General features: G+C 37.6%; 14 protein-coding genes and 3 tRNA genes. 4 read left to right on the top strand and 13 right to left on the bottom strand.

What is annotated here, in order from left to right; translation table 11 throughout:
• The first annotated feature begins 336 nt into the window (after positions 1-336).
• From RCJ95_RS22635 to RCJ95_RS22620, 4 genes are all read left to right on the top strand, one after another.
• Positions 337-411: transfer RNA gene (locus tag RCJ95_RS22635), tRNA-Gly, on the top strand.
• 11 nt (positions 412-422) lie between these two features.
• A tRNA-Met gene (locus tag RCJ95_RS22630) sits at positions 423-499 on the top strand.
• 4 nt (positions 500-503) lie between these two features.
• Positions 504-575: transfer RNA gene (locus RCJ95_RS22625), tRNA-Glu, on the top strand.
• A 165-nt stretch (positions 576-740) separates the two neighbouring features.
• On the top strand, positions 741-992 hold the full coding sequence (locus RCJ95_RS22620; RefSeq protein WP_202342951.1) for a hypothetical protein: 252 nt from the start codon (positions 741-743) through the stop codon (positions 990-992).
• Between the two features lie 86 nt (positions 993-1078).
• Here the strand turns inward: RCJ95_RS22620 and RCJ95_RS22615 are convergent, their stop codons facing one another.
• The 13 genes from RCJ95_RS22615 to RCJ95_RS22555 form a co-directional block, all read right to left on the bottom strand.
• A complete protein-coding gene (locus tag RCJ95_RS22615) occupies positions 1079-1507 on the bottom strand; it encodes a S1 domain-containing RNA-binding protein (protein ID WP_004229154.1) in 429 nt (142 codons plus the stop codon).
• A gap of 134 nt (positions 1508-1641) precedes the next feature.
• A complete protein-coding gene (locus RCJ95_RS22610) occupies positions 1642-2046 on the bottom strand; it encodes an FtsB family cell division protein (RefSeq protein ID WP_048395333.1) in 405 nt (134 codons plus the stop codon).
• Between the two features lie 17 nt (positions 2047-2063).
• Complete coding sequence (gene yabQ / locus RCJ95_RS22605; RefSeq protein ID WP_320940070.1) at positions 2064-2555, bottom strand: spore cortex biosynthesis protein YabQ; 492 nt, start codon at positions 2553-2555, stop codon at positions 2064-2066.
• Positions 2552-2851 (bottom strand): sporulation protein YabP, encoded by a 300-nt coding sequence (gene yabP, locus RCJ95_RS22600; RefSeq protein ID WP_004229167.1) that lies wholly within the window; start codon positions 2849-2851, stop codon positions 2552-2554. The genes yabQ and yabP overlap by 4 nt, the downstream gene beginning before the upstream one ends.
• Before the next feature lie 147 nt (positions 2852-2998).
• Entirely contained in the window at positions 2999-3289 is a 291-nt protein-coding gene (locus tag RCJ95_RS22595; RefSeq protein WP_004229169.1) for an RNA-binding S4 domain-containing protein, read from the bottom strand.
• Positions 3290-3293: 4 nt separating this feature from the next.
• Positions 3294-4754 (bottom strand): nucleoside triphosphate pyrophosphohydrolase, encoded by a 1461-nt coding sequence (mazG, locus tag RCJ95_RS22590; RefSeq protein ID WP_221683400.1) that lies wholly within the window; start codon positions 4752-4754, stop codon positions 3294-3296.
• Positions 4755-4763: 9 nt separating this feature from the next.
• Positions 4764-6386, bottom strand: coding sequence for a putative polysaccharide biosynthesis protein (locus RCJ95_RS22585; RefSeq protein ID WP_221683399.1), 1623 nt, complete (start codon positions 6384-6386; stop codon positions 4764-4766).
• A 158-nt stretch (positions 6387-6544) separates the two neighbouring features.
• A complete protein-coding gene (spoVT, locus tag RCJ95_RS22580; protein WP_004229174.1) occupies positions 6545-7081 on the bottom strand; it encodes a stage V sporulation protein T in 537 nt (178 codons plus the stop codon).
• Between the two features lie 310 nt (positions 7082-7391).
• Positions 7392-10904, bottom strand: coding sequence for a transcription-repair coupling factor (mfd, locus tag RCJ95_RS22575; RefSeq protein ID WP_221683398.1), 3513 nt, complete (start codon positions 10902-10904; stop codon positions 7392-7394).
• Between the two features lie 138 nt (positions 10905-11042).
• Positions 11043-11270, bottom strand: coding sequence for an anti-sigma-F factor Fin (locus tag RCJ95_RS22570; protein ID WP_016993788.1), 228 nt, complete (start codon positions 11268-11270; stop codon positions 11043-11045).
• A 241-nt stretch (positions 11271-11511) separates the two neighbouring features.
• Positions 11512-12078: an aminoacyl-tRNA hydrolase gene (pth, locus tag RCJ95_RS22565; protein WP_257520909.1), complete on the bottom strand. Its 567-nt coding sequence runs from the start codon at positions 12076-12078 to the stop codon at positions 11512-11514.
• 148 nt (positions 12079-12226) lie between these two features.
• The gene (locus RCJ95_RS22560; protein ID WP_221683396.1) at positions 12227-12823 is read right to left on the bottom strand and encodes a 50S ribosomal protein L25/general stress protein Ctc; all 597 of its coding nucleotides are present in this window, start codon (positions 12821-12823) and stop codon (positions 12227-12229) included.
• Positions 12824-13076: 253 nt separating this feature from the next.
• Positions 13077-14036 carry a ribose-phosphate diphosphokinase gene (locus RCJ95_RS22555; RefSeq protein WP_004229183.1) on the bottom strand — a complete coding sequence of 320 codons (960 nt, stop codon included), beginning with the start codon at positions 14034-14036 and terminating at the stop codon, positions 13077-13079.
• Positions 14037-14056: the final 20 nt, after the last annotated feature.

Raw genomic sequence — 14056 nt, 5'->3', positions numbered from 1 at the left:
AAATATTTCGACTAATAGCTATTCATAAATACGAGAATTGGCAACAATTTCTATAGCAAGAGGCTTTTGATCAATATAAATATCGGAAAATTCAATTATTTAATCAATATAATAATCACTTACTATTCATCTTAAAGCCTATTTTGAAGGGATTTTACGTACTATTAATGGTTTGATTCAGCTCTTCTCTAGGATATATTTCTACGTAAGAACAAAAAATCCGCTAAAATATTCTTCTATAGTTAAATGTCCTGAAATATCTTTAAATATTTTTTCAAACATACTTGACACTAGCACGATTGGCTTGTATTATTTAACTTGTTGCTTAAATGACATGCGGAAGTAGTTCAGTGGTAGAACACCACCTTGCCAAGGTGGGGGTCGCGAGTTCGAACCTCGTCTTCCGCTCCATTTCTAAATTTGGCGGCCTAGCTCAGCTGGCTAGAGCGTACGGTTCATACCCGTAAGGTCGGGGGTTCGATCCCCTCGGCCGCCACCATTTAGGCCCGTTGGTCAAGTGGTTAAGACACCGCCCTTTCACGGCGGTAACACGGGTTCGAATCCCGTACGGGTCATATCAAATAGGTATCTCAGAACTAGATTCTGAGATACCTATTTTTAATTTAACCATCTATCTACTTCTTTGCAAATTCTATCCGTCCGCTCAAGTAAAGCTATGTGACAGAATATAAAAGTATGGCATACTAGTAAAAACAGCGTTTTTAGGAGGTTTAATTCCCTTGAGTGCATTAACAAAAGCTGCTTTAATTTGTGGAAGTGGCTCAATGATTATTCTTATTTCAATTCTAATAAACTTACCGTTTTTTGTTCAAATAATCTTATTGCTTGGTGGACTAGCTGTGAGTGTATATGGTGTTGCTTTACTTGTCAAAATGGTTATCCATCCAGTAAAGAAAGAATCCATTAGTCTTACCGATGAAAAAACAATAACACCCACAAAAAAGAAAAAGAGACCTTCTTCTACTTTATAGGTATATTAAAAAAGGGAGTAGCTTTTTAAAAAGCTACTCCCAACTCTATTTCATACACTTTTTCTACGATTAAAACAGTCAGCAAACTACCCTCTTCTAGCTCCGCGACCTCCGCGTTTTGATTCTGTAGCACGTTTAAGTGTTGCTAGACGTTCATCACTATCTTTTAAGAAGCGTGCCATTTTTTGCTCAAAATTTTCTTTTGGCTGGTGGCGTTCGTTGCGATCATTAGAACGATTATCACGACGTGGACGTGCTGGACGCTCTGGTCTTTCAGCTTGAGGCTTTGCTTTACGGATTGAAAGACCAATCTTTCCGTCCGCTTCAACATTCATCACTTTTACTTCAACTTCATCTCCAACTTTTAGATGCTCATTGATATCTTTTACATAATTGTCAGCAACTTCACTAATGTGAACTAAGCCTGTTTTGCCATCTGGCAGCTCAACGAATGCTCCAAAATTTGTGATTCCTGTTACTTTACCTTGTACCTTGCTGCCTACTTCAATTGACATAAAAAAAATGCTCCTCCTTAAAAATTAAGCGACTCTTTTGAGCCATGTAATCAATTTAATCAAACTTTTTACTGCAATAAGCTTCTCTTTTCATTATATATAACAATAAAAGAGTGTCAACAATACATAGCTTTTCAGTCGTCTTTTTTATCTTCCTTATCTGGAATGATGAAAATAATCTCACCTTTTTCCGATAAGTAGTACTCTTTTCTTAATAGCTTTGCGATATATTCATCATCCTGCAATTGTTTGATTTTAAGATTTAATGTATCTTGTTCTTCTTTCAATTCAGTGAGATGCCGATTCGCTTCTTCCTTGGATTTCTCTTTTGCTGCTAATGTTTCATTCTGATGTGACAGCACATTTAAGAGAAGAGCAATAATAATGACTGGTACAATCGCAAAAAAGACAATACGACGCATCTTACGTTTTCGAGCCTGTTGTTTGCGATTTATAGCTCTATCCGTGTTACGGACATAGTCATTATCAAGCTTAGTGAAGTTTTGGGATTCATCATTTGATGAATGACGTCTAGTCATGTCCGCACCTCCGATAATTATTGTTGCTTTTTATTATACTTCAAATATCGTAATTTTTTAAAAAAAGTGTAGGACAAATACGAATAAATTTTGACAAAAGGTCTTATAACAAACATAACAATATTTATTAATAATTGCAAAATTTGTCGAATAATCGTAATTATGAAGCGTACTATGAACCAAAAGGGTCTCCATGTTATATTCACCAAAATTCTAGCAACGAAACGTAAAAAGGTTTGAAAAAATGATTGATACAAAAAAATTCCGGCTATTTGCGCTAGCGGGTCGTAAGCCCGCCAAGCGCCATCTTTTAGCCAAAATAATAAATAGTATGTCAACCCTCCTAGTAGAATCCACGTTATTAACTCAACAATCATCATCCACTTTCGAAGGCTTGACCTTTTTGGAGTTGAAAAAACAATGAGCCTTATACTATCAATTATGAAACCAACTGCTATACCGCTCAAAACCATGACAATTAATTGATAAAATTGTTCACTGACAATCATCCAAATAACTTATGAAGGAAACCTTTCGAGAAGCCACTTTCCTCCTCGTCGTACTGTAAAGTTTTTACAGTCCCTTCAAGTGTCAATAATCCTTTGTCAACATCTAAATGAACGATATGCAGTTCCTCTCCACGGATTAACAAGTGCCCTTGGGACGTCTTAATGAAAAACTCTTCCTGATCAAAGCGTTCAATTGATTTTACAGAAGTCATGTCCATTCTTTTACGATTACGAATCGTTAAAATATGCTCTCCAGATGGAATTGTGTAACGATTACTTTCTTGATGTAGCGTCATTTTTTTCCTCCTTTAGTCGTCCTAGCTTCTGTTCACTTTATGCGGACAACCTTCAAAGAATGACAACTTTATTTAAGTTGTGTAATATTTACACCTACAAAAAGAAAGGCGGGACAACATGAGGAGGGCCAGAAAATAAATTTAGCTTTATTCCTCATCATCAATAAATTCAGGCTCAATCTTTTCAAGTCGTTCTTCTTTCAAAATGGTAAACATTTTTGCTGCATCTTCTTTTTTCACAGTATCACGTATTTCTTCTACACGTGCCGTTACTATTTTTTGACCAAAACGGATAGCAAGCTCATCACCAGCTTTCACTGTACTACTTGCTTTTGCAATCTTTTCATTGATTGTAATACGTCCTTGATCGGCCACTTCTTTGGCTAAAGTACGGCGTTTTATTAAACGTGATACTTTTAAAAACTTATCTAATCTCATAATCTTACTCCTTTTCTAGTTGCTTTGCTTCATTCCAAAATGCATCTAATTGTTCTAATGTAAAATCGGAAAATGGTTTTCCACTTGCCTTTACCTGTTGCTCAACATAGCCGAAACGTCTTGCAAATTTCTCATTTGCATGTAGCATGGCTTCTTCTGGTGATAATTTATAGAAACGCGCTAAGTTTACTAATGTGAACAATACATCGCCAAATTCATCAAGACGGGACGCATTAGAGCCTTTCGTCACCTCATGGCGAAATTCCTGCCATTCCTCGGTAAATTTATCCCAAGCTCCCTCCACATCTGGCCAATCAAAGCCCACTTGTGCTGCTCTTTTTTGATAATTGTAGGCTGTTTGTAAAGCAGAAGATGCTCTATACTCTTCGCCTAATAACGGTTTATCGCTAGTTCCCTTTTCTTCAGCCTTGATGGCCTCCCAATTAGCCACAACACCCTCCGCATCTTCTACTGCAACATCCCCAAAAACGTGTGGATGGCGACGAATCATTTTTTCACTAATTGAAGCTAACACATCTTCAAGTGTAAAGTAGCCTTGATCTTCTCCTATTTGTGCATGTAAAAATACTTGTAACAACACATCGCCAAGTTCCTCAATCATGGCAAAATCATCTTCAGCATCAACCGCTGACAAGTATTCATGTGCTTCTTCAAGTAAGTATTTTTTCAACGACTCATGTGTTTGCTTTTGATCCCAAGGACAGCCATTTGGGCCTCTCAGCGTTGCAATGATTTGGCGGAATGTTGTCCAATCTCTTAATGACTCCTCCTGTGATTTTACAGGTGGTACATAGACTGTTGTTAAATTATTTACTTCTACACTTTGATCGAGTTCATAGAGCGGCACTGTGACAATCTGTTCCTGTGAAGATCCAGCCGCTGTCACAACTGTCACAGGATACTCATCATCATATTTCTCCATCAACGTCAGCTTCACTTCTGATGCGCTGAATGTATCGTATACTTGAGCAATCAAGATGTGCTGACGCATGTTAATGTCATGCATTGAAAAGCTAGTACCATCAAGTAATTGAAAGCCTTCAATTGGATCGATTTTTAAGGCACCAAAAATGGGATCTAAGAAACTCTGACCACCTTCAATGACTAACTCAATTTTCCCTTCATTTGCTGCGGCAATAAGTAATTGCACTGTTTGCTCTGCAACTAATGGGTGCCCTGGCACAGCATACATAACATCCTCAACAGCGGTAGCTTTCATAAGATAATCAGCTATTTCCGCATAAACAGGTTGAAATGTATCGTGTTTTTCATACACATTGTCAAAACTTTCGAATGCCACACCCTCTGCTGCTAATTCCTCTAAAACCGGATGATCCACTGTCCGTACATATAATTTTTTTGCAGCCTTTAATTTTTTATAAACACCCATTTGCAGCTGATTAAAGTCACCTGCACCTAAACCAATAATTGATAATGTATTCAATATTTACACCTACTTCTTTGAATTTAGCCAAAGTTGATAAACGGCCATTCTACGTCCAAACGGCAGTAAATACCATTCTTTTTCTACTAGTACTCTTTTCTTTGCAATAATTGTTAGCATAACAAACGCCCCAATAGATACTGCTGTCAAACCCGCCACCATGGCTATTATACGTGAAGACATCAGGTGATTTAAAAAGGACGATACTAGCTGTAACCATATAAGAACGACGATTGTCATACTGAAAGAGGCTATACCTACCTTTTTATAAAATGCGCCTGAAGCTAATTGAATGCCAGTCAATGTTTTTAAATAAATAATTAGCAAGGTTGCTGATAATAATAATCCTATATCATTAGCGATGGCAGCTCCTAGTACACCTAATCCACCAATTAATCGTACATTTAAAATCATTTTTATTAGAAAACCGATTATAAGAAATAACGCAGGTTTTTTTAATTTCCCATAGCCTTGTAAGATCGCTGTAAATGTAAGGATAATTGACAAAGGGACAATTTGAAATACATAGACAATCAATACCTCCGATAAGGAATTGGTTTTAAAAAGCATTTCATTTAAATAAGGCATAATTAGCATTAAGCCTAGTGCTGCAGACCAGCCGAACAGGACGGATGCTTTGTATGTTAATTGTATGAATGGCACTGCACTCCGTCCCGCTTGTTTTTTCGACAAATGGGCGACAAGTGGCACAATGGCCAACGACAATGAGGATGCAATGACAACACCTAGTTGAACTAACGGTTGTCCTCGATCATAAATCCCTTTCGTTTCCTTCGCTATTGTAGGAGTCATGCCATTATCAATTAATGAAGAATAGATTGTAAATGAATCGACCAATTGATAGCCGAGTAGTAGTAGACCACTCATACTGACACTCAAACTCAGCCATGTGACCTCTTTAATGATAGGTAAACTTGAATTACGATGTAGATGCTGTTTAACTTGCAGTAGACCAAATCGTTTATGCGAGATATAAGCAAGTAATAACAATGCTGTAATTTCTCCAATTACTGTACCGATAACAGCCATTCTTCCTGCACCATAAAGTGATTTCGTCGTTGTCATAATAAGAAAGGTACCTGCTAATATGACAGTTACTCTCACTGTTTGTTCAAGTACTTGGGCATAAGCAATGGGCTCCATAATTGCTCTAGATTGAAAGCTACCTTTTAAAATAGCCAGCGCTGGCATAACCAATACTACTAAGGAGCCTGTACGAATAAGTGGTGCTAATTGAATATCTCCCATCAAATAGGCAATCCTTCCAGCACCTCCAAATAAAATGGCAAAAAACAGTAGTGATAATACCGTTAAATACCTGAAAACTACCTGTGTTATAGTACGACGTCTTTCATCACGTTCTATTGTATCAACAATACAATCATTGTCTGCAAGCATTTTAGAAATGGCTATAGCAAAGCCACTAGATGTCCAAACAACGAAGATTGAAATAACTGGATATACCTGTTGATAGATATAAAAGCCTTCATCACCTACTAGATTTTGAAAAGGCACACGGTAAATGGCACTAAGAACTTTTACAATAAGGGCTGCTATCGTCAATAAGGCGGCACCCTTCATGTAGCTTTTCATACCAAAACGTTGCGACATAAATTGCCCTCTTTCCTTCTTAACAATGCCAATAGTATAGCATATCTCAAAAGTTTGACGTGCAAGGTGGCACTACTGTTCCTATAACGATTCATCTTTATGTACGCAAAAAAGTTATTGTTCAGCCTTAAAGGTCATCGCAATAACTTTTCCATGCATTAACTATTCATTTGTTTTGCTAAGAAGTTTGCAGCTGTTTCCACTACCTTGACTTCTACCTCACCAACAAAGTGTACTTTAGACAAGACGATAATACAGCCAATAGGATCACCATTCACCATTATAGGTGTCGCACAATATGATTTCACTTGCTCATATTGTCCAGGGACAATTTCAATCGTTGTCTCCATTTTTTCAATTTTTGTGGAGCGCTCGTCCATAAAGCTTTCCGCAAAGGACGTAATGCGACGATTTATATATTCCTTTTTCCCAATCCCTGCAACAGCGATTACTTCATCACGGTCAGTGACAAATGCCGGTGTGCCCATTGTTTCATAAAGTGTTTCAACATATTCTCTTGCAAATTCCCCCAGATCATTGATGGGAGAATATTTTTTTAAAATGACTTCGCCTTCACGGTCCGTATAAATTTCAAGCGGGTCGCCTTCACGAATACGTAGCGTCCTACGAATTTCTTTTGGAATAACTACACGCCCTAAATCATCAATACGACGAACAATTCCTGTTGCCTTCATTCTAATGCCTCGCTTTCGCTACAATGAAATTTTTATTCAATGATAGTATGGTTTTTATTTGAGCAATCTATGCAAAAACTGAAGAAAAAGGATTTCACAACCATCAATTTTTTCAAAAAAAACGGTATTACATCAATCAACTCCTTATTAGATTACCCAAGTAATAAGTTTCTATAATTAATTCATAAAAATATTGGAAAAATTCCATTATTCCTGTGAGCAAATATGAGAGAGATGGTGATTACTGAATCAACATGAAAAAGGCTCTTCTTATCTTTTACAGTAAAAGATAAGAAGAGCCTTTTAACTACTATTGCTGCTTTTTTGCATTATCAATAATTTGCATTAGTTCTTCCAACATATCAAAGGGTTGATATTTCCCAATCTTGCGTTCATCTATTGTTAATTTTAACTGCATGCCATCCATACCAAAACCAACAGCACGCTCGAATTTCATCGATTCTTCAATAATCTTACTGCCATCGACACTTGCCGTCCCTCGTTCTGATAATAGTATTGTAATAAGTTTTTGCTTCTCCTTTACAGATACTACTCCCGCACCTAAGCCCCAAACTTTCATTCGTGCTATTCGAAGTAAACGCTCTGTTTCAATTGGAAGATCGCCAAATCGATCCTCTAATTCCTCCCTGATTTCGTCATACTCCTCCACCTGATCCATGGCTTTAATTCGTTTATACATTTGGATCTTTTGATAACCATCTGGAATATAAGCGTCTGGAATATAGGCATCAATACTCAGCAAAATTTCAATATCTGGCTTTTCTTCTTTTTTCACGCCTGTTTGACGTTCCGCGATGGCATCCTGAAGCATTTGTGAATATAAATCAAAGCCAACTGAATCAATAAAGCCATGTTGCTGCGCTCCAAGTAAGTTTCCTGCGCCCCGAATAGATAAATCTCGCATCGCAATTTTAAAGCCTGAGCCAAGCTCTGTAAATTCTTTAATTGCTTGTAAACGTTGCTCCGCTACATCTGTCAGAACTTTGTCGCGTTGGTACATAAAATATGCATAGGCTACTCTGTTAGAACGTCCAACGCGCCCGCGTAATTGGTAGAGCTGGGCTAAGCCCATGCGATCAGCATCATGGACTATTAATGTATTTACATTCGGTATATCGACACCTGTCTCGATAATCGTTGTCGTAACAAGCACATCATAGTCGCCCTCTAAAAAGGCTAAAATCACTGATTCTAGCTCTGACTCAGTCATTTTTCCATGAGCAAAGCCTATCCGTGCTTCAGGGACCAGCACTTGAATCTCCTCAACCCTTCGAGCCATATCCTCTACCCGATTATACAAATAAAATACTTGTCCGCCACGTGCCATTTCCCTCTCAATAGCTTCTCGTACTAATGCACCGCTGTGCTCCATCACATATGTTTGAACTGGGAAACGATTAGCAGGAGGCGTCTCAATAACAGATAAATCTCGGACCCCTACCATGGACATATGAAGTGTCCTTGGGATTGGTGTAGCTGTTAAAGTTAAGACATCGACATTTGTCTTTAACTGCTTAATTTTTTCCTTATGCGTCACACCAAAACGTTGCTCTTCATCCACAATTAGCAGACCAAGGTCTTGGAAAATTAAATCTTTAGATAAAATACGGTGTGTTCCAATAACTATATCGACTCGGCCCTCTTTTAAGCCTTTTAATGTTGCTGTTTGCTCCTTTTTCGAACGGAAGCGAGATAACAATCCAACATTAATGGCAAAGTCCTGAAAGCGCTCACGAATAGTCTCATAATGTTGCTGGGCTAGAATGGTTGTAGGGACAAGGAATGCCACTTGCTTTCCATCTTGAATAGCCTTAAATGCGGCACGAATGGCTACCTCTGTTTTACCATAGCCTACATCACCACAGACTAAACGGTCCATAGGGCGTTCACGTTCCATATCTCGTTTTACTTCAACAATTGAACGTAGTTGATCTTCTGTTTCTTCATAGGGGAACATTGCTTCAAAATTACGCTGGTCATCGTTATCAGGTGTAAAAGCATGCCCTTTCTCTGCTTCACGCTTTGCATACAGCTTTATTAAATCATCCGCAATATCCTGTACAGCAGAGGATACCTTCGCTTTCGCCTTTTTCCACTCTGCTCCACCTAATTTATGTAGCTTTGGTTCTCGATCCTCTGACGCCACATATTTTTGGATTAAGTCTATTTGCTCAACAGGTACATATAATTTATCGTCTGCACGATATCGAATATGCAGATAATCCTTATGTGTACCATTAACCTCTAATGTCTCTACTCCAATATATTTACCAATCCCATGATGAACATGTACAACATAATCACCTGGCTTAATTTCCGTATAACTTTTAATACGTTCAGCATTGGTCATTTTTTGTGTGCGTGTTTTTTTCTTTACCTGCTGTTTAAAGAGCTCGTCTTCTGTTACAATTGCTAAACGCTGTAGGGGCAATTCAAAGCCACTCGACAAGCCACCATCTACAATATAAATACCAGGTTCTGTTGGCTCACCTATTGTTGTATGAATATCGTATTCTTCAAGCATTTGCTGAACTCTTTTCACTCGTTCTTTATCCCTTGCTATGATGAGAACTGTAAATTTGCCTAGTAACCAGCGTTCAACCTCACTTTGAAGCAAGGACATTTGTCCATGAAATTGCTGCATTGGCTTGCAAGAAAAGTTGGTTGTTTTACTAAACGTAATCCCTGCAAATGTTCGCGAAAACAATGAAAATGAAAGCTTTTGTTGTGACAACATCGCCAATATTTCTTTTAATGAGAAGGCAGGTTTGACATCGTGAACCATTTTTCCCTCTTCGATTAAAGATAAAAACCACTCATCTTCTTCACGCTCCCATGCATCCATTACCTCTTGAATACGTCCAAGCTCGTCAAAAAGTACAATACCATCATGTTCAAAGTAATCTCCTAAAAAGGCTGTTTTATCGTATAATAATGAGCCATACTTGTTTACATAATCAGGTAAATTCCCTTGTTGTAGCAACTCAATATCATATTGAATATGCTGATACAGAAGTTCTTTTGTCTCCTGCTTTTTAACCTTCTTTAGGCTGGCTGCTAATGCCACTTCTAAACGGTCTGCTAATGCCTGTCTTTCTGATTTTGTAAGAATGACCTCTGAAGCAGGGAGAATACGAATTTTTTGTAATTTATCAATAGAACGTTGGTCATCTGCTGAAAATGTTCGTATGGAGTCAACCTCTGTATCAAATAATTCAATACGAATTGGTGATTCTAAATAAGGTGGATAAATATCTAAAATTCCTCCACGTAATGCGAACTCTCCAGGTGATGTCACCATTGAATTCCGTACATAGCCCATCTCAACTAATGTTTGCAACCATTTATCAATTTCAACATCTTCGCCTAATGCGGTTTGTAAAAAATAGTGTAGCCAGTGTTCTTTTGGTTGCATTATTTTACGTAGACCAGCCACAGGTATTACATATACGGCTTTCTCACCTCTAGCTAAGCAATCGAGCGTCGCGATTCGCTCCGCGCGAAGTTCTGGTGAAGCCACAGAAAGATCGGCTGCAATAAATTCATCCGCAGGATAATAGTGAACATGTTCCTCACCTAATAGTCCAACAAGCTCATCCGCCATTTTTTGTGCCTGCAATAGATTAGGAGAGATAATGTAGATTGGCTTCTTTACATATTCAAATAACACATCAACCATTACTGGGCGTGCGCTTCCTGTTAAACCTGTTATAAGCTGTGATGCAGTTTGACCGCTCTGAATTTCCTTTAAAAATGATGTAATATGTTTATCTTGCGACACAAGCTGTCGTAAAACCTCCACAGTCAAGCTCCTTTCAGCATAAATTCTATATTTTTATTTCTATTATTCTAGTGTTATTTTACATATCTCTATTAATGGCTGTTTTATGAAATGGAAAAAGCCTTGAACACACATAAGTGTGTCAAAGCATCCTTCCAATTATTGAATCCATTTATTGAGTGCGTGATAATCTGGATATTGTCTCAGCGAATCCTCACATTGCTCACAAATGCAGTGCACAGTCGTTTGACCATGTTGATCTTTCTCAACATAATCATCCGCTTCTCCTAATTCGAAAATATGCAACTTTCGAATTGTATCATCTGCATCAAATGGTAGTGTCCCTATTTCTACTTCACAATGCCGACATCGATAGCGAACTGACATCTCCAAATCATCCTCCTTTAAGCAGCTTTCTACTTAAAGTATAGACATTTATAAAAAGGATTATGCACTTTTCACTGTCATCATCATTGTAATAACTTGAAAATTAGAGAATTAATTTTTACCTGTAGCTAAGACTATTCACTACAAGTATTAGCTGTAATAATAGTGTAAGGCAGTTCATTACTCACCTTACACCATGCCAATTATCCAAAAACTTTAACAGAAATTTTATTACTTCCATCTATTTGCTTGCGTTAAAGTGATTCATCACATCAAGAAACGGCTTTGAAAGAGATGCTTCAACAGCGTTTACAGAATTTACAATGGCGTCTTGCATAAGAACTTGGTCTTCCTTCGAAAATTTAGCTAAAACATAGTCTGCTACCTTCATGCCCGCTGGCGGACGATTAATGCCCACTCGAATACGATTAAATTCCTGAGTACCTAAATGTTGAATTAACGATTTAATGCCGTTATGACCACCTGCACTCCCTTTTTGTCGCAGACGTAATTTACCTGTCTCTAAATCCAAGTCATCATAAATGACAACTAAATCTTCTACCTCTATGTCAAAATAGTCCATTAGGGGACCAACACATTCCCCTGATAAATTCATATATGTTAATGGTTTAACAAGTAGAACCTTTCCTTCTGGTCGATGTACAGTAGTGTACATCCCGTTAAATTTTGAATTTGTTAAAGGTGTTCCCCATTTTTCTGCTAACGCATCAATAACATCAAAGCCAATATTATGTCTTGTATGCTCATACAGTTTACCTGGGTTTCCTAAACCAACGATAATTTTCATAAGTACCTCTCTTCTTTCCAATCTAATAGTCATTATTTTACCATATAGCACACCTAGAAAGCATTTTGTACAATTATTAAAAGGCATAAAAAAATAAGGCTAACAAGAAAGCTATAGCCTTCTTATTAGCCTTAAGCGTCAATTACTTTTATACTGTCTCTTGCCCTTCTTCACTTTCTGTAGCCTCTTCCTCTACAGAAACAGGTGCCACAATTGTTACTAACATATAATCATCTTCACTAATAATTTCAACAGGTGTAGCATCGCGAATATCTGCTACTGTTAGGGATTCCCCAATTTTCAACGATGAAATGTCCACATCAATTGATTCAGGTAACTCTGTTGGCTTTACTTTTACTTTTAATTCTAAGTTAGGCTGCATTAGAATACCGCCCTCACTCACGCCAACTGACTGTCCAAGTAATTTAATCGGGACATCAGCTTCTAGCTCTTCCGCCATATTAATGGCTAAAAAGTCAATATGATTTACTTCATCTTTCAATGAACATTGCTGAATCTCTGACACAACAGCATTCACCTTTTTCCCCTCTAACTCTAGCGAAAACACACTATTTTGCCCATTTTTTTGAATGGACTTTTTAAAATCTTTTGCAGCAATAGAAATTGGGGTTGAATCTACTTTGTAGCCGTAAATAACTGCAGGAATGGCTCCCCCTTTTCTAAGTTGGGTTAATGTTGAACGATGCCCAGTTTCGCGCTTTGTAACACTTAATACTGTACTCATACTTCTTTATTCCCCTTCCAAGAAAATTATTTACGCCTCAACAATAATTCGTTGTAGGCTATGATAATATTTAGCTCTATTTGTTTAAGGTAGAGTAAATATTATTAAGACACATTATTATTATACCCCTTTGTGAGAAGGCTCACACATAAAACACTCATCTATTTCTTCGCCTTGATAAAATAGTGCCTAATTTATATTGAAAAGACCAATCTACTCAAAGAGTAGATTGGTCTTATACTTACAATATTTATTAATCAAATAGAGTACTTACAGATTTATTTTCATAAACGCGAGAGATAGCATCCGCCATTAATTTAGCTACAGAAAGCTCTGTAATTTTTGGAGATTTTTTCTCGTCTGATAGCTGAATTGTATTTGTCACTACTAATTCTTTAATAGCAGAGTTTTCAATACGTTCAATTGCTGGACCAGATAATACAGGATGTGAACAGCAAGCGTAAACTTCTTTTGCACCAGCAGCACGTAACGCATCTGCCCCAATCGTAATTGTACCTGCTGTATCAATAATATCATCAATCAAGATTGCCACTTTACCATCAACATTACCAACAATGTTCATCACTTCCGCAACGTTTGGTTTCGGACGACGTTTGTCAATAATTGCAATCGGTGCTTTTAATCGTTCAGCCATTTTACGAGCACGTGTTACCCCACCATGATCTGGTGAAACAATAACGATCTCATCTCCTGGAATACCTTTAGATTTGAAGTAATCAGATAGTAATGGTACTGCCATTAAGTGGTCGATTAGGATATCGAAGAAACCTTGGATTTGAGGTGCGTGTAAATCTAATACGATAACACGTGTTGCACCAGCAGTTTCAAGTAGGTTTGCCACTAATTTAGCTGTAATTGGCTCGCGCGCTTTTGCTTTACGGTCTTGGCGTGCATAACCATAATAAGGCATTACAACGTTTACTGTACGAGCAGATGCACGTTTAACTGCATCTACCATAATTAAAAGCTCCATTAAATGTTCGTTTACAGGTGCAGAAGTAGACTGCACGATAAACACATCACAACCTCGAATACTTTCTTCAATGCTAATTTGAATCTCTCCATCACTGAAGTGCTTAACAGAAGATTTACCTAATTCTACGCCCATTTCCTGCGCAATTTCTTGAGCTAATGGATTATTAGAATTAAGTGAAAATATTTTTAATTGTGAGTTTGCATAATGATACGGCATGATGGCCTCCTGTTTAGTTG

The sequence above is a fragment of the Lysinibacillus sp. BSL11 genome, assembly GCF_052928325.1.
Note: the sequence above shows the minus strand (reverse complement) of the source record. Positions and strands in the feature narration are given on the sequence as shown.

Coding starts and splice junctions, on each gene's coding strand:
- yabQ (WP_320940070.1), bottom strand. CDS start 2,555: ATGATTGTCAGTGAACAATTTTATCAATTAATTGTCATGGTTTTGAGC.
- RCJ95_RS22595 (WP_004229169.1), bottom strand. CDS start 3,289: ATGAGATTAGATAAGTTTTTAAAAGTATCACGTTTAATAAAACGCCGT.
- RCJ95_RS22585 (WP_221683399.1), bottom strand. CDS start 6,386: ATGTCGCAACGTTTTGGTATGAAAAGCTACATGAAGGGTGCCGCCTTA.
- RCJ95_RS22570 (WP_016993788.1), bottom strand. CDS start 11,270: ATGTCAGTTCGCTATCGATGTCGGCATTGTGAAGTAGAAATAGGGACA.
- RCJ95_RS22615 (WP_004229154.1), bottom strand. CDS start 1,507: ATGTCAATTGAAGTAGGCAGCAAGGTACAAGGTAAAGTAACAGGAATC.
- RCJ95_RS22555 (WP_004229183.1), bottom strand. CDS start 14,036: ATGCCGTATCATTATGCAAACTCACAATTAAAAATATTTTCACTTAAT.
- spoVT (WP_004229174.1), bottom strand. CDS start 7,081: ATGAAGGCAACAGGAATTGTTCGTCGTATTGATGATTTAGGGCGTGTA.
- RCJ95_RS22610 (WP_048395333.1), bottom strand. CDS start 2,046: ATGACTAGACGTCATTCATCAAATGATGAATCCCAAAACTTCACTAAG.
- RCJ95_RS22560 (WP_221683396.1), bottom strand. CDS start 12,823: ATGAGTACAGTATTAAGTGTTACAAAGCGCGAAACTGGGCATCGTTCA.
- pth (WP_257520909.1), bottom strand. CDS start 12,078: ATGAAAATTATCGTTGGTTTAGGAAACCCAGGTAAACTGTATGAGCAT.
- yabP (WP_004229167.1), bottom strand. CDS start 2,851: ATGACGCTACATCAAGAAAGTAATCGTTACACAATTCCATCTGGAGAG.